Source organism: Marinomonas sp. HM11-D (assembly GCF_057626615.1).
In genome coordinates, this window is record NZ_JBMMKT010000006.1 from 136,182 (window position 1) to 153,323 (window position 17,142).

General features: G+C 49.7%; 16 protein-coding genes. 11 read left to right on the top strand and 5 right to left on the bottom strand.

Annotated elements, in window-relative coordinates; translation table 11 throughout:
• Positions 1 to 26 precede the first annotated feature (26 nt).
• The 11 genes from ACOSVP_RS10970 to ACOSVP_RS11020 all read left to right on the top strand — a co-directional run bounded on the left by ACOSVP_RS10970 (position 27) and on the right by ACOSVP_RS11020 (position 11,764).
• Complete coding sequence (locus ACOSVP_RS10970) at positions 27 to 710, top strand: Fe2+-dependent dioxygenase (protein ID WP_487347547.1); 684 nt, start codon at positions 27 to 29, stop codon at positions 708 to 710.
• Positions 711 to 741: 31 nt separating this feature from the next.
• Complete coding sequence (locus ACOSVP_RS10975; RefSeq protein ID WP_487347548.1) at positions 742 to 1,836, top strand: alpha-hydroxy acid oxidase; 1,095 nt, start codon at positions 742 to 744, stop codon at positions 1,834 to 1,836.
• Between the two features lie 76 nt (positions 1,837 to 1,912).
• Positions 1,913 to 2,719: a hypothetical protein gene (locus tag ACOSVP_RS10980; RefSeq protein ID WP_487347549.1), complete on the top strand. Its 807-nt coding sequence runs from the start codon at positions 1,913 to 1,915 to the stop codon at positions 2,717 to 2,719.
• An 11-nt stretch (positions 2,720 to 2,730) separates the two neighbouring features.
• Positions 2,731 to 3,186: a ribosomal protein S18-alanine N-acetyltransferase gene (gene rimI / locus ACOSVP_RS10985; RefSeq protein ID WP_487347550.1), complete on the top strand. Its 456-nt coding sequence runs from the start codon at positions 2,731 to 2,733 to the stop codon at positions 3,184 to 3,186.
• A gap of 12 nt (positions 3,187 to 3,198) precedes the next feature.
• Positions 3,199 to 3,750 (top strand): DJ-1 family glyoxalase III, encoded by a 552-nt coding sequence (locus ACOSVP_RS10990; RefSeq protein ID WP_487347551.1) that lies wholly within the window; start codon positions 3,199 to 3,201, stop codon positions 3,748 to 3,750.
• A 250-nt stretch (positions 3,751 to 4,000) separates the two neighbouring features.
• Positions 4,001 to 5,131: a glutamine-hydrolyzing carbamoyl-phosphate synthase small subunit gene (carA, locus tag ACOSVP_RS10995; protein WP_487347552.1), complete on the top strand. Its 1,131-nt coding sequence runs from the start codon at positions 4,001 to 4,003 to the stop codon at positions 5,129 to 5,131.
• A gap of 17 nt (positions 5,132 to 5,148) precedes the next feature.
• Entirely contained in the window at positions 5,149 to 8,367 is a 3,219-nt protein-coding gene (gene carB, locus ACOSVP_RS11000; RefSeq protein ID WP_487347553.1) for a carbamoyl-phosphate synthase large subunit, read from the top strand.
• Positions 8,367 to 8,843 (top strand): transcription elongation factor GreA, encoded by a 477-nt coding sequence (gene greA / locus ACOSVP_RS11005; RefSeq protein ID WP_487347554.1) that lies wholly within the window; start codon positions 8,367 to 8,369, stop codon positions 8,841 to 8,843. The genes carB and greA overlap by 1 nt, the downstream gene beginning before the upstream one ends.
• 142 nt (positions 8,844 to 8,985) lie before the next feature.
• Positions 8,986 to 10,347, top strand: coding sequence for an Lcl C-terminal domain-containing protein (locus ACOSVP_RS11010; RefSeq protein ID WP_487347555.1), 1,362 nt, complete (start codon positions 8,986 to 8,988; stop codon positions 10,345 to 10,347).
• Positions 10,340 to 10,912, top strand: a complete 573-nt coding sequence (locus ACOSVP_RS11015; RefSeq protein WP_487347556.1) for an Lcl C-terminal domain-containing protein — start codon at positions 10,340 to 10,342, stop codon at positions 10,910 to 10,912. The genes ACOSVP_RS11010 and ACOSVP_RS11015 overlap by 8 nt, the downstream gene beginning before the upstream one ends.
• A 123-nt stretch (positions 10,913 to 11,035) precedes the next feature.
• Complete coding sequence (locus ACOSVP_RS11020; protein ID WP_487347557.1) at positions 11,036 to 11,764, top strand: SDR family oxidoreductase; 729 nt, start codon at positions 11,036 to 11,038, stop codon at positions 11,762 to 11,764.
• A 59-nt stretch (positions 11,765 to 11,823) separates the two neighbouring features.
• Here ACOSVP_RS11020 and pgi read toward each other — a convergent pair whose 3' ends face one another.
• The 5 genes from pgi to pcnB are packed head-to-tail and all read right to left on the bottom strand — an operon-like array spanning position 11,824 to position 17,105.
• Positions 11,824 to 13,467, bottom strand: coding sequence for a glucose-6-phosphate isomerase (gene pgi / locus ACOSVP_RS11025; RefSeq protein WP_487347558.1), 1,644 nt, complete (start codon positions 13,465 to 13,467; stop codon positions 11,824 to 11,826).
• Positions 13,468 to 13,497: 30 nt separating this feature from the next.
• Positions 13,498 to 14,349, bottom strand: coding sequence for a pantoate--beta-alanine ligase (gene panC, locus ACOSVP_RS11030; RefSeq protein ID WP_487347559.1), 852 nt, complete (start codon positions 14,347 to 14,349; stop codon positions 13,498 to 13,500).
• Positions 14,346 to 15,173, bottom strand: a complete 828-nt coding sequence (gene panB / locus ACOSVP_RS11035) for a 3-methyl-2-oxobutanoate hydroxymethyltransferase (RefSeq protein WP_487347560.1) — start codon at positions 15,171 to 15,173, stop codon at positions 14,346 to 14,348. Before panB ends, panC begins: the two co-directional genes overlap by 4 nt.
• 2 nt (positions 15,174 to 15,175) lie before the next feature.
• Positions 15,176 to 15,661: a 2-amino-4-hydroxy-6-hydroxymethyldihydropteridine diphosphokinase gene (gene folK / locus ACOSVP_RS11040; protein WP_487347561.1), complete on the bottom strand. Its 486-nt coding sequence runs from the start codon at positions 15,659 to 15,661 to the stop codon at positions 15,176 to 15,178.
• 7 nt (positions 15,662 to 15,668) lie between these two features.
• On the bottom strand, positions 15,669 to 17,105 hold the full coding sequence (gene pcnB / locus ACOSVP_RS11045; protein ID WP_487347562.1) for a polynucleotide adenylyltransferase PcnB: 1,437 nt from the start codon (positions 17,103 to 17,105) through the stop codon (positions 15,669 to 15,671).
• Between the last annotated feature and the right edge of the window lie 37 nt (positions 17,106 to 17,142).

Consider the following 17,142-nt stretch of genomic DNA (forward strand, 5'->3'; position numbering starts at 1 on the left):
GGCCTTTTATTGTTTCTGAGGTGCCTATGGTGATTACCATCCCTGGGGTATTGAGTGCCCATGAGTTGGCTCAGTACCAACAGCATTTAAGCCAAGCCGAATGGCAAGATGGTGCTGCGACAGCGGGCGGCCAAGCGATTGGCGTGAAACAGAACCTACAGCTTGACCCAAACAGTCAGCTTGCGCAGCAGCTGGGCGATCATATTTTGCAAGTGTTGGCCGAGCAGTCACGCTTTATTTCGGCGGCATTGCCACTGAAGATTCTGCCGCCCATGTTTAATCTTTATCAAAATGGCGGTCATTATGGCTGGCATGTGGACAATGCGATTCGCTTTATTCCTAAGACGCCAACCCGCCTGCGCACCGATTTATCGGCGACCATTTTCTTAAATAATCCAGAAGACTACGAAGGCGGCGAACTCTGTATTCAAGATCGTTACGGCGAGCAAAAGATTAAACTGAACGCTGGCGATATGGTGCTGTACCCGTCAACCAGTTTGCACCAAGTTAGTCCTGTGACCAAAGGTCAGCGTTTGGCGAGTTTCTTCTGGATTGAAAGCATGGTGCGTGATCATGAACTGCGTGAAGTGTTGTTCGATCTGGATCAAAGTATTCAAACTCTCACTCAAGAGCGTGGTCCAATGGATACAGAAACCGTCAAACTAAGTGCCATTTATCATCGTCTGATCCGCTTGCATGCGGATACGTAATTTCCCCTCAAAAAGCATAAGGTAAATCACCGTGAGCCAAACCATTATTCCTGAAGAAGCCTTATCTGTAGCGGACTATGAGCGTCTTGCGCAAGAGGTTCTGCCCCATGGGATTTATGAATATGTCTACGGTGGTGGGGCGGACGAGATTACCTTACGCGAAAACCGTAACGCGCTTGATGACATCCAAATACTGCCGCGTATGCTCAACGATGTGCGTCATGGCTCCACCCATACCAAGGTGTTGGGGCAAATGTGGCGCACGCCGATAATGCTAGCACCGGTAGCCTTTCAAAAAATGGCCCATGAGCAAGGGGAAATTGCCACGGCTCAAGCGGCCAATGCCTTAGAAATCGGCATGGTGGTCAGTACCTTAGCCTCAGTGGAAATAGAAGCCATAAGTGAGCAGTTGAGCTCGCCGAAATGGTTTCAGTTGTATTGGCAGTTGGATCGCGACTTCAATTTAAGTCTGATCAAACGTGCTGAAGCAGCAGGCTACCAAGCCATCGTATTAACCGTGGATTCTGCTATTCATGGTATCCGCAATCGCGCTCAACGAGCCAAGTTTGCCTTGCCAGAAGGCGTCGCTGCGGTGAATCTAAAGGATCGACCTGAGCTACCGCGACAAGCCTTTACTCCGGATCAAAGTATCGTTTTCCAAGGTATGATGAGCGAAGCGCCCAACTGGCAGGATCTGGCATGGCTGATTGAGCAAACCGATTTGCCGGTGATTATTAAAGGCATTTTACACCCTGAGGATGCGCGTAAAGCGAAACAACTGGGCGCTCAAGGGGTGATTGTTTCTAATCATGGTGGCCGCACCCTAGACTGCGTGCCCAGTGCTATTGATATGGTGGCGGCGGTGCGTGAAGCAGTGGGCGACGACTTCTGTGTGCTATTAGATGGCGCGATTCAACGTGGCACGGATGTGTTCAAAGCCATTGCTCTGGGGGCGGATGCTGTGCTGATTGGTCGGCCACAGTTTTACGCCCTAGCCGTGGCGGGGGCCGCGGGGGTGGCTCATATGCTGCGAATTCTGCGTGAGGAATTCGAAGTGGCCATGGCGCTGGCGGGTGTGGCGCAGGTTGCCGGGATCTCTAAGTCGTACCTGTTACCGCGTCGTTAATCTTCTTATTTGAGTGTTTGGCGCGACGCCTTCCCGTGCGTATAATTCTGTCCATTACTTTTATCAGGATGTGCCCGTGTCGCGCGAACTTTCTCACCATCAAGCCTTCCAAACGCACGCTTTAGCAGAGCTTGGCGTGGTCAGTTGGCTGCAAGGGCAAGAGCCTGTTCATGGCGAAGTATTCCGCGCACCACAACCTTGGGCGCGCGCCGACGGCATAGCGCCGATCGTTCCAGCGCAACTACAAGCCATTCCTGAATCGACCTTTAAACCGCCAGTGCCTGCAGCGCCTGTGGTGGAGGAAAAGCAGAAAGACGCCTCGGTAGCGGATTTACGTCGCCAGCTTGGTGCCGCGCCTGAAGTCATTGTTGAAGATCTGCAGCCGATTGAAGAAACATTAGCCCCAGTTGAAACGGCGGTGCCGGAGATCTCCTTTGGCTTGCCGGTGCCGACACAAATGTGTGCTTATATGCTGGCTGGGCAGTTGTTGCTGATCACGGATTTGCCGCGCTCTTTCCAAGAGCAAGAGCCGCTCGATAAATTGGCCTTGAGCTTGAGTAAAGCCTTGCTCAGACAAGAAGTGACCGAGTGGGGCGCAGGCATTTTTCAGTGGCCTGGCAAGTTGAAAAACCGCCATTTGGTGCAGCGTCAAGATTGGGTCATGGGTGGCTTTGAACAATTTCTCATGAATCAAACCGCTGGTCATCAGCCGCAGCGAGTCATTCTCGCAGGGGAACACTGTGCGCAATTCTTTGATGCTTTGCCTGAGTCTCATGCTCTGAAACGCTTGCCTTTGGCCAAGGTTAACAGCTTGCCGCAGATGTTGCGTATTCCAGAGCTGCGTAAAGAAGCCTGGAAGGTTATGCAAGCCAGCTTTAGTTAAGAGACGTTACTATGCCATCTTATTCTTTGCGCGACGCAACCCTTGCTGATCTAGACGTCATTAATGCGCTAGAGCAAGCGTCTGATCCTCACCCTTGGCGCTTGAGCCTGATCGAAGACGCGCTACAAAGTCGTCACAACTGGGTATTAGTATGTCCTGAGTCGGGCAAAGTGATCGGTTGGCTAACAGCATCATTGCTGTTTGACCAATCTGAGCTAGAGTTAGTCGTCACCGATCAAAATTGGCGTCGACAAGGTTTAGGTCGATCGCTGCTACAACACTGGTTGGCTTGGGCAAAGCAGCAGGGCTGCGAAGAAGGCTTATTAGAAGTGCGTGAATCAAACCTAGGGGCGATTGCCTTATATCAGCAGTTGGGCTTTGAGCAGGTCGGCCTGCGTAAGAACTATTATTCATTAGCAGAGGGCGGCAGTGAACCTGCCGTGCTCATGACGTGTAAATTGAAATAAGTGAGACAAACCATGACCACAGTACTGGTACCGATTGCCAACGGCAGTGAAGACATTGAAGCGATCACCATTATTGATGTGCTGCGTCGTGGCGGTGCAGATGTCACCGTAGCCAGTGTGCATGAGGAAAAGCAAATCAAAGCAGCCAATGGCACCAACATTGTTGCGGACGTACTGCTAACGGACGTGGCGGAGCAAATGTACGATGCCATCGTATTGCCTGGCGGTATGCCTGGTGCGGAGCATCTGCGTGATTGCAAGTTGTTGATTGATATGTTGGAAAAACACGATATTCAAGATGCTTTGTTGGCGGCGATTTGTGCTTCGCCAGCGGTGGTGTTTGGTACTCATGGCTTTGTGGTGGACAAACAGGCGACCTGTTACCCAGGCTTTGAAGCCGGGTTGACTGGCGCAGAATACATCGCTGATCAGCCAGTGGTAATGGACGATAATGTCATCACAGGGCAGGGGCCAGCGATGGCTATGGCGTTCTCTTTGGCGGTTTTGGCGAACCTTCAGGGGATCGAAAAGACCCAAGAAGTGGCACAAGGCTTACTTTGCTAACTTGTTTAATCTTGTCTGAATGGTCAGCTAAAAATGCGCAAAAACGGCTAAAGTTTGCGGATTCGGTCGGTCTTTTGTATGGACGCTATCGCCATATAAGAGTAAAATTGGCCGGATTTATTTAGTCGTAGCGGCTCATCACATAGCAGTAGTTTGGCTACGACATCAGCGTGATTTTATGAAAGCGAGGTGGGCCACGAGTTTGCCTCGCTTTTTTGCAACCTAAAATAGGCTCTAACGGGAGGTTCCTTTGGCAACATCAGCGATTCTTGCTCTGGAAGACGGCACTATATTCAGAGGAGTGTCGATCGGGGCAAATGGCTCCTCAACCGCAGAGGTTGTATTTAACACCTCTATGACCGGTTATCAAGAAATTCTTACCGATCCTTCCTACGCTCGACAAATGGTCACTTTGACCTACCCACACATTGGTAACACTGGCGTTAACGCCGAAGACGAAGAGTCTGGCCAAGTATGGTGTTCGGGCTTGATCATCCGCGACCTACCTTTGCTAGCAAGCAGCTGGCGTAAACAAGAAACCCTAGACGCGTACCTAACGCGCAAAGGTGTGGTAGGCATCGCCGATATTGATACGCGTAAACTAACTCGTATCTTGCGTGAGAAAGGTGCACTAGCTGGCTGTATTATGGCTGGCGACAACATCAACGAAGAGGAAGCAGTAGCACAAGCGAAAGCTTTCCCTGGTTTGAAAGGCATGGATCTAGCCAAAGAAGTAACAACGGACAAATCTTACGAGTGGACTGAGTCGACTTGGGATTTGGTAGACGGCCACACAACGCCAACGGAATTCCCATTCCACGTTGTAGCGTACGACTACGGTGTAAAAACTAACATTTTGCGTATGCTTGTTGAGCGTGGTTGCCGCTTGACAGTTGTACCAGCGAAAACACCTGCAAGTGACGTACTTGCACTGAATCCAGATGGTGTTTTCCTATCAAATGGCCCTGGTGACCCAGAACCATGTGATTACGCGATCAATGCGATCAAACAAATCCTAGAGACTGAAATTCCCGTTTTCGGTATCTGTCTAGGACACCAATTGCTTGCTCTTGCAAGCGGTGCGCAAACTCTAAAAATGAAGTTTGGTCACCACGGTGCAAACCACCCTGTACAAGACATTAAATCTGGCCGTGTAATGATTACTAGCCAGAACCACGGTTTCGCCGTAGATGAAGCAACGTTGCCAGCAAATCTTGAAGCGACTCACAAATCATTGTTTGACGGTTCTCTACAAGGTATTGCTCGTACTGATAAGAAAGCGTTCAGCTTCCAGGGTCACCCTGAAGCAAGCCCTGGTCCACACGATGTGGCGCCGCTTTTTGATCTGTTCATTGAAAACATCAAAGCAACGAAAGCCTAAGCGAGAACGAGAAGACTATGCCAAAACGTACAGACATAAAAAGCGTCCTAATCTTAGGTGCTGGTCCGATTGTCATCGGTCAGGCCTGTGAATTTGACTACTCAGGTGCGCAAGCCTGTAAAGCCCTTCGTGAAGAAGGCTTCCGAGTAATCCTTGTGAACTCGAACCCTGCAACCATCATGACTGACCCAGTAATGGCGGATGCAACTTACATCGAGCCAATCGAGTGGCAAACTGTTGAAAAGATCATCGAGAAAGAGCGTCCAGATGCCGTTCTTCCGACAATGGGTGGTCAGACAGCATTGAACTGTGCCCTAGATCTAGAGCGTCACGGTGTACTTGCGAAATACAATGTTGAAATGATCGGTGCGACTGCTGATGCGATCGACAAAGCAGAAGACCGTCACCGTTTCGACCAAGCGATGAAGTCTATCGGGCTAGAATGTCCACGTGCGGGTATCGCGCACAACATGGACGAAGCACTTGGTGTACTTAACGAAGTGGGCTTCCCATGTATCATTCGTCCATCTTTCACAATGGGTGGTACCGGTGGTGGTATCGCTTACAACATGGAAGAGTTCGAAGAGATCTGTACTCGTGGTTTGGATCTTTCTCCAACGAACGAGCTTCTAATCGACGAATCTCTAATCGGTTGGAAAGAGTACGAGATGGAAGTTGTGCGTGACAAAAACGACAACTGTATCATCGTTTGTGCGATCGAAAACTTCGATGCCATGGGTGTTCACACTGGTGACTCGATCACAGTGGCACCTGCTCAGACTCTGACTGACAAAGAATACCAAATCATGCGTAACGCTTCTCTAGCGGTATTGCGTGAAATCGGTGTAGAAACAGGTGGTTCGAACGTACAGTTCGGTATGGATCCTAAGACTGGCCGTCTAGTGGTCATCGAGATGAACCCGCGTGTATCGCGTTCTTCTGCCCTAGCGTCTAAAGCAACAGGTTTCCCTATCGCTAAGATCGCTGCGAAATTGGCAATCGGTTACACCCTTGATGAGCTACAAAACGACATCACTGGTGGTCTAACGCCAGCGAGTTTCGAGCCGTCAATCGACTACGTTGTGACTAAGATTCCTCGTTTCACATTCGAGAAATTCCCAACGGCAAACGACCGTCTAACCACGCAAATGAAGTCTGTGGGTGAAGTGATGGCGATCGGCCGTACCTTCCAAGAATCGATGCAAAAAGCATTGCGTGGTCTGGAAACAGGTTCTGATGGTTTCAACCCTCAGCTTGATTTTGCTGAAGAAAACAGCAAAGAGAAGCTACAGCGCGAATTGAAAGCGCCGGGTGCAGACCGTATTTGGTACATCGGTGATGCCTTCCGTCTAGGTATGAGCGTTGACGAAGTGTACGAAGTAACGGGCGTTGATCCATGGTTCCTAGTACAAATCGAAGACATCATCAAAGAAGAGCAAGCGCTAGAAAATGCGGGTCTTGCGGATCTTGATTACGACTACATGCGTCGTCTGAAACGTAAAGGTTTCTCTGATGCACGTCTAGCGTCGCTACTAAGCGTAACAGAGAAGTCTCTACGTGAGCGTCGTTACCTAGTCAACGTACACCCAGTGTACAAGCGCGTGGATACTTGTGCGGCAGAATTCGCGTCTAACACAGCGTACATGTACTCAACGTACGAAGACGAGTGTGAAGCAGCCCCTTCTGATCGCGAAAAAGTGATCATCCTAGGTGGTGGTCCAAACCGTATCGGTCAAGGTATCGAATTCGACTACTGCTGTGTACACGCGGCCCTAGGTCTACGTGAAGACGGTTTCGAAACCATCATGGTTAACTGTAACCCTGAAACGGTTTCTACCGACTACGACACGTCTGATCGTCTGTACTTCGAGCCAGTAACGTTGGAAGACGTGCTAGAAATCGTTCGTACAGAGAAGCCAACAGGCGTAATCGTACAGTTCGGTGGTCAAACACCACTTAAGATTGCTCGTGCTCTGCAAAACGAAGGCGTGCCAATCATTGGTACAACGCCAGAAGCAATCGACCGTGCGGAAGACCGTGAGCGTTTCCAAAGCATGATTCAGCGCCTAGGCTACAAACAGCCTAAGAACGCCACCGTTCGTTCAACGGAACAAGCGATCGTTAAAGCGGCTGAAATCGGCTACCCACTTGTAGTGCGTCCTTCGTACGTACTAGGTGGTCGCGCGATGGAGATCGTTTACAACGAGAAAGAATTGTCTCGTTACATGACGTCTGCGGTAAAAGTGTCAAACGACAGCCCAGTATTGCTAGACCACTTCCTAAACTCAGCGATCGAGATCGACATCGACTGTATCTCTGACGGTGAGCAAGTAGTGATCGGCGGTATCATGCAGCACATCGAGCAAGCGGGTGTTCACTCAGGTGACTCAGCATGTTCTCTGCCACCATACTCATTGCCAGCGGATATCCAAGATCAAATCCGTGACATGATCAAACGCATGGCGCTAGAGCTTGGTGTAATCGGTCTGATGAACACTCAGCTAGCGGTACAAGACGGTGAGATCTACGTTATCGAGGTGAACCCTCGTGCATCACGTACGGTACCTTTCGTATCGAAATGTATCGGTCGCTCACTAGCGCAATTGGCTGCTCTAGTGATGGCGGGTAAGTCTCTGGCTGAGCTAGGTTTCACTGAAGAAGTGATCCCAAGCTACTACAGCGTGAAAGAAGCGGTATTCCCATTCAACAAATTCCAAGGTGTTGACCCAATTCTTGGCCCTGAAATGAAATCAACAGGCGAAGTAATGGGAGTGGGTGATACGTTTGCTGAAGCCTTCGGCAAAGCGGCACTAGGTGGCGGTACTGTGCTACCAACTTCTGGCCGTGCGTTCATGTCTGTACGTGACCAAGACAAACCAGGTGCGGTAGACGTGGCGAAACGCCTAATTGGCCTAGGTTTTGAGCTAGTGGCAACGGGCGGTACAGCGAAGTTCCTTGCGGAAAACGGCGTTGACGTGCAAAAAGTCAACAAAGTAAACGAAGGTCGTCCACACATCGTGGATATGTTGAAGAATGGCGAAATCGCTTACATCATCAACACAACTTCTGGTACGCAAGCGATTGCAGATTCTTCTGTGATTCGCCGTACAGCGCTACAAGGCAAGGTTTGCTACACCACTACTCTAGCGGGTGCGGAAGCGACTAGCCTAGCGATCAGCCGTATGAATGAAGAAATCAAAGTCAGAAGACTGCAAGATCTGCATTCGGGGAAATAATGAAAAAAGTACCTATGACGGTGGAAGGCGAAGCGCGTTTACGCGAAGAGCTTAACCACCTAAAAACTGTGGTTCGTCCACGTGTGATCGCGGATATCGCCGAAGCACGTGAACACGGTGACTTGAAAGAAAACGCGGAATACCACGCGGCTCGTGAAGAGCAAGGCTTCTGTGAAGGCCGTATTTCTGAGATTGAAGGCAAGCTTTCAGACTCACAAGTGATTGATGTTAAGTCTATCCCACACACAGGTAAGGTTGTTTTCGGTACCACGGTGACTTTGTTCAACGTGGATACTGAAGAAACGGTGACTTACAAAATTGTGGGTGACGACGAATCAGATGTGAAAGCGAAGAAGATTTCTTACGCATCACCGATCGCGAAAGCGATCATCGGCAAGATGGAAGGCGACGAAGTTGCGATTAAGATTCCTGCTGGTGAAGTGGTTTACGAAATCGAAAACGTTGAACATATTTAAACACTGAATTTAGTGTTATGAAAAACGCCAAGAAGGAGACTTCTTGGCGTTTTTTTGTTTTGATAGGGTAAATTTTTTGTCAGTTTTGTCGATATGCTATGACTTATAGCGAATGACGTTTTTAATCAATGGATGAGCTTTCATGAATCGAGTTCTCTTATCTGTATTGTGTGCGGCGGCGCTGTCTGGCTGTGGTACGCCAGAAGAATCCGCCGATGCCGGACAAGCGGATGGCGGTACCACGACACCAACGACGCCGACCACTCCCACAACCCCAACTACACCGACGACGCCAACTACACCAGAGGTGCCAACCACACCGACAGAGCCGACTACTCCGGTGGATCCTAGCGAGACGCCTGATCCGGCTGACTATACGGTGGATGCGGCGTTGCAAGCGCCAGTATCTTTGACAGCGGTAGCCGCCAACCAGCAGGTGGTGTTGCGCTGGAACGATGCCCCGAATGCGGTGGCTTATACGGTGTATTACTCGACCGAAGAAATTACCGCAGACAGCGATTTGTCTAGCTTGATGATCGCGGTCGATAATTTGCAGGCGACTAGTTATATTTCCCCAGCGGCTTATCTGACTAATGATTCGACTTACTATGTGGCGGTGGTCGCGAAAACATCACTCACCTCGACTAATGTCAGTGCTTTTAGCCCAGTAAAAGCCTTTGTGCCACAAGACAATGGCCTAGTGGCAGAAGATTTCGTTGCCATGCGTGAGCTGAATGATACGGGTATGCGCTTTTCTGTCAGCTCTGATGAGCACTTGGAAGGCTGTGCCGATGGCGATCGTGCCAGCCAAGGCCAAGATTGTAGTTTCGGTCGTGATGTGGACACCATTGCCAGTGGTGATGAAGATGGTATTGGTGGCTTTAGCTTCAGCAAAATCGGTAGTGATGGTAGTGTGCTGACGGCAGACTCAGAAGACTGGAATTGTGTTCTAGACCAAGTCACAGGACTGATGTGGGAAGTGAAATCGGCAGGGGACAGTGCCCGTGGTAATGCCTTAAGTAGCGATCTGCATGATGCGGATGATGCCTTTACTTGGTTTGAGCCTAGCCTGAGTGGTTCTGGTGTGACTGAGGGGGTGGAGTCACATTCAAACTCACCAGATACCTGCTTTGCTTACAATGGCTCGGACAGCTTTTGTAATACTTCAGATTTTCGTGCGCGTGTGAATGCGGCAGGGTTATGTGGTTACAATGATTGGCGTTTGCCTACCGCGCGTGAGTTGATGAGTATTGTTTATTACGGTGACAGTTTTGCCCGCCGTAGCACCTATGCCGTGGATACCAACTTCTTCCCACTAAACGCCGATACAGTGGTGGATAGCTACTGGACCACTTCGCCCTATTACGATGTCAGTGATGCCAGCCGAGCGTGGCGTATCTATCTACGTGATACCGTTTCGAGCGGCCAAAACCTTGGTGTGATGAGTAATATGTCCAAAGGCACCAATGCTGGTGTGATCTTAGTGAGAACTGCCCATGAATAAGTTAATGATTGCTTCTATTCTAACTGGCGTAGTGGCGTTGCAGGCGCAAGCGGCTTGTAATACTTCGACTATCGCTGCGACGACACCGAGTGAGAACTTTACCATTGATGAAGATAATGGCGTGGTGGTGGATCATACCACTGGCTTGATGTGGAAGCGTTGTGTAGAAGGTTTCACCGGAGCCGATTGTCGTTCTGGGGATGCTATGCAGTCGACCTTTGTCGCGGCGGTAGAGTACATTGACGCCCTGAATGAGGGGAGTGGTTTTGCTGGCTACACTGACTGGCGGTTGCCTAACGTGAAAGAGCTACGCAGCATTGTTGAAGAGCGCTGTGCGCGTCCAGCGCAAAATGAGGAAGTGTTTCCATTGAAAAATACGGATGCTTCAGATGACCGTACTACCGTCAACAGCATGACGCTGTTTACCTCGACACCGACCTCTTACTATGATTCGACCGATACCTTTATTTGGACCATCAGTTTTGCCGATGGCACTGTGGCACGTAGCTCTTTGAATGAGTATAACTACATCCGCTTTTTCCGCATGGTGCGAGACGCACGCTAATTCTCTTCAATAAAAACTCAAAAAAGCATTACTTCTTGCGGTTAAAGTAGCAAGAAGTAATGTCTTTTCCTGCTAATAATAAGTGCTTGATGCGATTACTAAGAATAAAAGCAGAGGGCAATTATGAGTCATTCACTTCAAGGTAAAAATGCAGCAGTAACCGGCGCCGCATCAGGTATTGGTTGGGCCAGTGCGCAAATGCTACTCGAAGCTGGCGCAACGGTGGTTTTGATCGATCGGGATGCAGCCGCTCTGGAACGGGTCTGTCATGGCTACGCCAACGCATTTCCGCTGGTGATTGATCTGCTAAATCCTGAAGCTTGTAAAATGCTGATCATCAGAGTGCTTGAATTATTGCCGGGATCACTGGATATTTTTCACGCTAATGCTGGCTTGTATGTTGGTGGAGAATTAGTGGATGCTGACCCCGACGCGATCGATCGCATGCTCAATCTAAATATCAATGTGGTAATGAAAAATGTGCGCGATGTGATCAAACATATGTCGCCCAATAAAACCGGCGACATCATAGTGACTAGCTCATTAGCTGCCCATTTCCCCACCCCTTGGGAACCAGTGTATGCCTCTTCAAAATGGGCCATTGATTGCTTTGTGCAAACTACTCGTCGGCAAGTATTTAAACATGGCTTGCGTATTGGCTCGGTCTCACCAGGGCCAGTGATTACCGCCTTGTTAGAGGATTGGCCCGTAGAAAAGCTGGAGGAGGCAAAAGCGTCTGGCAGCTTAGTTGAAGCCAAAGAAATTGCAGAAATTATTTTGTTTATGTTGACCCGTCCGCGGGGCGTGACCATTCGCGATGTGGTGGTGATGCCGACAAACTTTGATCTATAAAGAAAAAGGCCTTCACGTAGGTGAAGGCCTTTTAGCTGTATACGAACTCTAGCTAAAGCTTACTGAGCGTTTTTAAAGGCCGCAATCAAAGCTTGGGTTGAAGCATCTAGCTGGCTGTTATCGCTATCACTCACGAGACGCTGATAGATGTCAGTACCTAATACTTTGCCCAGCTCAACACCCCATTGGTCAAATGAGTTAATACCCCAAATGGTGCCTTGTACAAAGGTGCGATGCTCATACAATGCAATCAAAGAGCCAGTGGTGAACGGCGTCAGCTGCTCGGTTAGCAAGGTATTGCTTGGGCGGTTACCTGGAATCACCTTATGTGGCGCAATGGCGGCCACTTGTGCTTCTGAAGCACCTGCGTCACGTAGTTCTTTCTCGGCTTGCGCTAGGCTTTTACCGACCATCAGTGCTTGTGACTGGCTTAGGCAGTTAGCAAACAGCTGGGCATGATGATCCGCTACTGGGTTGTGGGTTTTCAACGGCGCAATAAAATCTACTGGGACTAGGCGAGTGCCTTGATGCAGCAGCTGGTGGTAAGCGTGTTGACCATTGGTGCCAGCACCACCCCAGATGATTGGGCCAGTATCGGTTTCAACCCCTGAACCATCGACCAAGTTAGCCTTACCGTTACTTTCCATATCCAACTGTTGGATATGGGCGGGCATGGCACGTAGAAAGTGGTCGTATGGAATCAGTGCGTGGGTTTGAGCATTATGGAAATTACTGTACCAAACACCCAGAGCGCCCATAATCACAGGTAGGTTCAGTGCGAACGGGGCAGTTTTGAAGTGCTCATCCATCGCTTGAGCGCCGTCTAGCAGCTCATAGAAGTTATCCATACCCACGGCTACAGCAATTGGTAAACCAATTGCTGACCACAACGAGTAGCGACCGCCAACCCAGTCCCACATTGGGAAGATGTTTTCTTCCGCCATGCCGAACTTCACCGCTTTTTCTACGTTAGAGCTGACTGCGGCAAAATGTTTCTTAATATCGGCTTCGGGCACACCTTCAGCAATACACCAAGCGCGGGCAGCATTGGCGTTGTATAGGGTTTCCAAGGTGCCAAAGGACTTAGAGGAAACGATGAATACTGTGGTTTCCGCATTCAGTAGTTTGAGCTTTTCAGTGATGTCAGAGCCATCAATATTGGCAACGAAATGAACCTTGATATCGTCTTTCTTGTACGGCGTCAGCGCTTCAGCTACGACTTTAGGGCCAAGGTAAGAGCCGCCGATACCAATCGACACCACGTCGGTGATGTTTTTGCCAGTGTAGCCTTTCCATTCGCCGCTGTGTAATTGCGTAACGAAAGCTTCCATCTGTGCCAAGGTGCTACGTACTTCATCCAGTACGTTGACGCCATCGACCATTAGAGTTTGTTGTGTTTTGCTTGCGCGCAGCGCCACATGCAGTACCGAACGGTCTTCGGTATTGTTAATGTGATCGCCTTGGAACATGCCGGCAATAGCTGACTTCATGCCGGCTTGCTCGACCAATTGCAGTAGCAATTGCATGGTGTCAGCGTTAGCACGGTTTTTCGAATAGTCCAGTGTCCATCCCGCGGCGGATGCTTTGAAAGACTCAGCACGTGTTGCATCGTCAGCGAACAGATCCGTCATTTTTACGGATGCCATGTCCTGCTGATGTTGTGCCAGTGCTTGCCACGCGGAATGTTGCGTTGGTGAGCTCATGACAATCTCCCTAGGTTGAGTATAAGAGGGTTACGGTAGTTCGACGGTGAGGTTGTCGATCAACCGAGCTTTGCCTAAATAGGCCGCTACTAGAATCACTAGTCGCGTCTCTTTCTCTGATGGTGTTAGTAAGTCGTGTTGTGCACGTATTTCAAAGTAGTCACGCTTAAATCCCACTGCTTCAAGCTTCTGCTGAGCTTGTTCACAAATGTCAGCGTAACACACGTGACCTTCTAGGATTTGTTGCTTGGCCCATAGAAGGGTTTGGTAAATCGTTGTTGCCGTATTGCGCTCGGCATCCGTTAGGTAGCCATTACGAGAACTGAGGGCAAGACCTGTCTCTGCACGAGCAATATCTACGCCAATGATTTCCACATTGGAGCTCAGGTCACGCACCATGTCTTCGATGACTTTCAATTGTTGATAATCTTTGTTACCAAAAATCGCACAGTCCGGCATAACAATGTTAAAAAGCTTGGTCACGACGGTGGCCACGCCGACAAAGTGGCCTGGGCGTGTCGCACCGCAAAGGATGTCAGACAAGCCTGTTACTTCGATCTGGGTTTGGCTGCGCTTGCCGTCTGGGTACATTTCTAATGCGGATGGAGCAAATAGGAAATCACAACCATTGCTCTCAAGCAGTGCTTGGTCTTCTTTTAATGTACGTGGGTAACGCTCTAAATCTTCGTTAGCAGAGAATTGCATAGGGTTAACAAAGATCGACGAGACCACCACGTCACCTTCTTTGCGTGCGCGGCGGATCAGCTCCATATGGCCTTCATGTAGGTTGCCCATAGTGGGAACGAAGGCGATGCGTTTGTCTTGTAGGCGTTCGCTTTTTAGGGCTGTGCGAAGTTCAGCCACGGTGTGAAATGTTTTCATGCGTCAAATGTATGCTCTGGTGCTGGGAAGCGACCATTTTTGACTTCGTCTACATAAGCGGCGAAAGCGTCTTTGATGGTGCGACCGTCGATCAAAAAGTTTTTTACAAAGCGGGCTGGGCGACCAATATTAATGCCCAGCATGTCGTGCATGACCAAAACTTGGCCATCAGTATCAGCGCCGGCGCCAATGCCAATCACAGGCACGCTTACGGCTTGGGTGAGTGATTTGCCTAGCTCGCTAGGAATGCACTCGTATAAAAGAATATCTGCGCCGGCAGCAACCAATTCTAGCGACTCTTTTAGGATCAAGTCTGCTGCTGCTTTGTCTTTTCCTTGTACTTTATAGCCACCCAGTTTATGCACGGCTTGCGGCGTTAGGCCAAGGTGTGCGCAAACGGGAATACCACGCTCTGACAGCAGGCGTACGGTATCAGCCAGCCAGCTGCCACCCTCAAGCTTGACCATATTGGCGCCCGCTTGCATCAGCTTGGCGGCATTGTCGAGGGCTTGGTTCGGTGAGCTGTAACTCATAAAAGGCATGTCCGCGAGAATGAAAGCGTGATTGTTACCACGCTTCACGGCAGCGGTGTGATAGCACATGTCATCGATAGTCACCGGTAGCGTGCTGTCTTGTCCTTGCACCACCATGCCTAAAGAGTCGCCGACGAGAATTGTCTCGACACCGGCTTCGTTCATGGCATGGGTAAAGGTGGCATCATAGCAAGTTAGGCAAGTGAACTTCTCGCCTGCTTGCTTCATGCGTTGCAGTTTGGACAGAGTAATGGGGCTGGCCGGTTTTTTCGCTGACGTGTCTGAATACATGGTTATGCTTCTTCTATTGTTACCAAATCGCTGGTATCAAGTTGAGTGACATGCTCTGCAACGGTTTTGCCATTGTGCAGCAGCAGCTTTGGTGCTAGATCAAGCAGAGGACGGATGACGAACCCGCGTTCTAGCATAAAAGGGTGTGGGACATTCAGGCGTGGCAGTTCAATAGTGTCTTGATTGAACAGTAAAATATCTAGGTCTAGGGTTCTTGGTCCCCAGTGGCGCTCACGCACACGGCGATGATCTTGTTCAATACTTTGCAATAAATCCAATGTGGCAATGCCGTCTAGCTCGGTATCAAAACAGGCGACAGCATTAATGTAGTCTGGTTGGTCCTGTGGACCAACCGGTTTACTGGAATAGAGGTTTGAGCAGATGAAGTTTTTGATACTAGGGTGCTGAGAAAGCTGTTGGATGGCACTTTTCACCTGCGCCAGTGGGTTTTCTAGATTCCCACCAAGGCCAATGTAAACCTTATTCATATTGATCTCACTGTTCTTGTGAACGTTTGGCGTTACTGCTACGACGGCGGCGTGGTCGACGGCGTTTCGCTTTCGCGGGCTCACTGCTCGTGTTCTTGCGCTCGTCCGCCTTATTAATTAGATCACGCTGCTGGTTTTCTGGTGCTTGCTGGAAATCATTCCACCAGTTGCCTAGACCGCCAAGGTTGGTGCCACTTTGCTCGCGAATCAAGAGGAAGTCAAAGGCTGCGCGAAAACGTGGGTGCTGCAAGAGTGTGAAAGCGCGTTTGCCATAGCGTTTCGGTAGACGGAACTGCAAATCCCAAATTTCACGCATCGGCGTTGAGAAACGACGCGGGATCGCGGTTGCGGCCACCTGGTTGTCCAATACCATGGTGGCGGCTTGATGCAGTGCCGGTAGCTCAGGCAGGCCTTGCTTTTCAAACTCTTCATGGCGCAGTGCCACGCTTGGCCACAATAGGATCGCATATAAGAAGTAAGGTGCGGTGCTACGACCACCCTGAATGCGTTCGTCAGTGTTTTGTAGGCCCTGAAGAATAAAGGCTTCTGGATCAATGTCTTTACGCTGCCAGCCGCTTTTTAGTAGGGCATCCGTATCTGGGAATAGGTATTTGAACAGACCGTATTCACGTAACAACTTGAAGGTTTCCATGCCATTGCCACTGCCAAGCAGTTTCAGAACTTCTTCAAACAGACGAGCCGGTGGAATATGGTCTAACAGATGGGCCATTTCTTTAATCGGTGCGGCCGTTTCTGCTTCAATGGAGAAGTTGAGTTTGGCGGCAAAACGAATCGCGCGCAGCATGCGCACAGGGTCTTCTTGGTAGCGCTGACGTGGATCGCCAATAATGCGAATCTGGCGCTTTTCGATGTCTGCTAGACCACCACAATAATCGTTAATCGAGAAATCGGCGATGTTGTAATACAGCGCGTTGAAAGTGAAGTCGCGGCGTTCGGCGTCTTCTTCAATCGAACCGTAGACGTTGTCGCGCAAAATAATGCCATGGGATGAGCGGGCGGTGTCTTTGTCTTTCAGGGACTTGCGTTGCTCGCTTTCGGCAGGGTGTTGAGCGGCGGTGTTGGCGCGGAAGGTGGACACTTCGATGATTTCGCGTCCGTAGGTCACATGCACCAGTTTAAAGCGTCGGCCGATCAAGCGCGAATTTGAGAACAGCGCGTGAGCTTCTTCTGGTGTGGCGTTAGTCACCACGTCGAAGTCTTTTGGCTCAATGCCAATCAAATGGTCACGAATACAGCCGCCGACGAGATAGGCGTCAAAACCGGCCTCGTGTAGGCGATATAGAACTTTCAGCGCATTAGGGCTGATGTTCTTTCTCGAGAACGTATGTTTGTCTCTAGGAATTTCTAGAGGTAGTTGTCGAGACTCATCTGAGCCAAATAAGGAAGTCGCTTTACGAACCAAAGACCTAAAACCTGCAAGCATTATTTAAAAAATTTCAACAATTGATGGGTTTGGTTAT

Coding starts and splice junctions, on each gene's coding strand:
- ACOSVP_RS10970 (WP_487347547.1), top strand. CDS start 27: ATGGTGATTACCATCCCTGGGGTATTGAGTGCCCATGAGTTGGCTCAG.
- rimI (WP_487347550.1), top strand. CDS start 2,731: ATGCCATCTTATTCTTTGCGCGACGCAACCCTTGCTGATCTAGACGTC.
- ACOSVP_RS10990 (WP_487347551.1), top strand. CDS start 3,199: ATGACCACAGTACTGGTACCGATTGCCAACGGCAGTGAAGACATTGAA.
- carB (WP_487347553.1), top strand. CDS start 5,149: ATGCCAAAACGTACAGACATAAAAAGCGTCCTAATCTTAGGTGCTGGT.
- greA (WP_487347554.1), top strand. CDS start 8,367: ATGAAAAAAGTACCTATGACGGTGGAAGGCGAAGCGCGTTTACGCGAA.
- ACOSVP_RS11010 (WP_487347555.1), top strand. CDS start 8,986: ATGAATCGAGTTCTCTTATCTGTATTGTGTGCGGCGGCGCTGTCTGGC.
- ACOSVP_RS11015 (WP_487347556.1), top strand. CDS start 10,340: ATGAATAAGTTAATGATTGCTTCTATTCTAACTGGCGTAGTGGCGTTG.
- ACOSVP_RS11020 (WP_487347557.1), top strand. CDS start 11,036: ATGAGTCATTCACTTCAAGGTAAAAATGCAGCAGTAACCGGCGCCGCA.
- pgi (WP_487347558.1), bottom strand. CDS start 13,467: ATGAGCTCACCAACGCAACATTCCGCGTGGCAAGCACTGGCACAACAT.
- panC (WP_487347559.1), bottom strand. CDS start 14,349: ATGAAAACATTTCACACCGTGGCTGAACTTCGCACAGCCCTAAAAAGC.
- panB (WP_487347560.1), bottom strand. CDS start 15,173: ATGTATTCAGACACGTCAGCGAAAAAACCGGCCAGCCCCATTACTCTG.
- folK (WP_487347561.1), bottom strand. CDS start 15,661: ATGAATAAGGTTTACATTGGCCTTGGTGGGAATCTAGAAAACCCACTG.
- pcnB (WP_487347562.1), bottom strand. CDS start 17,105: ATGCTTGCAGGTTTTAGGTCTTTGGTTCGTAAAGCGACTTCCTTATTT.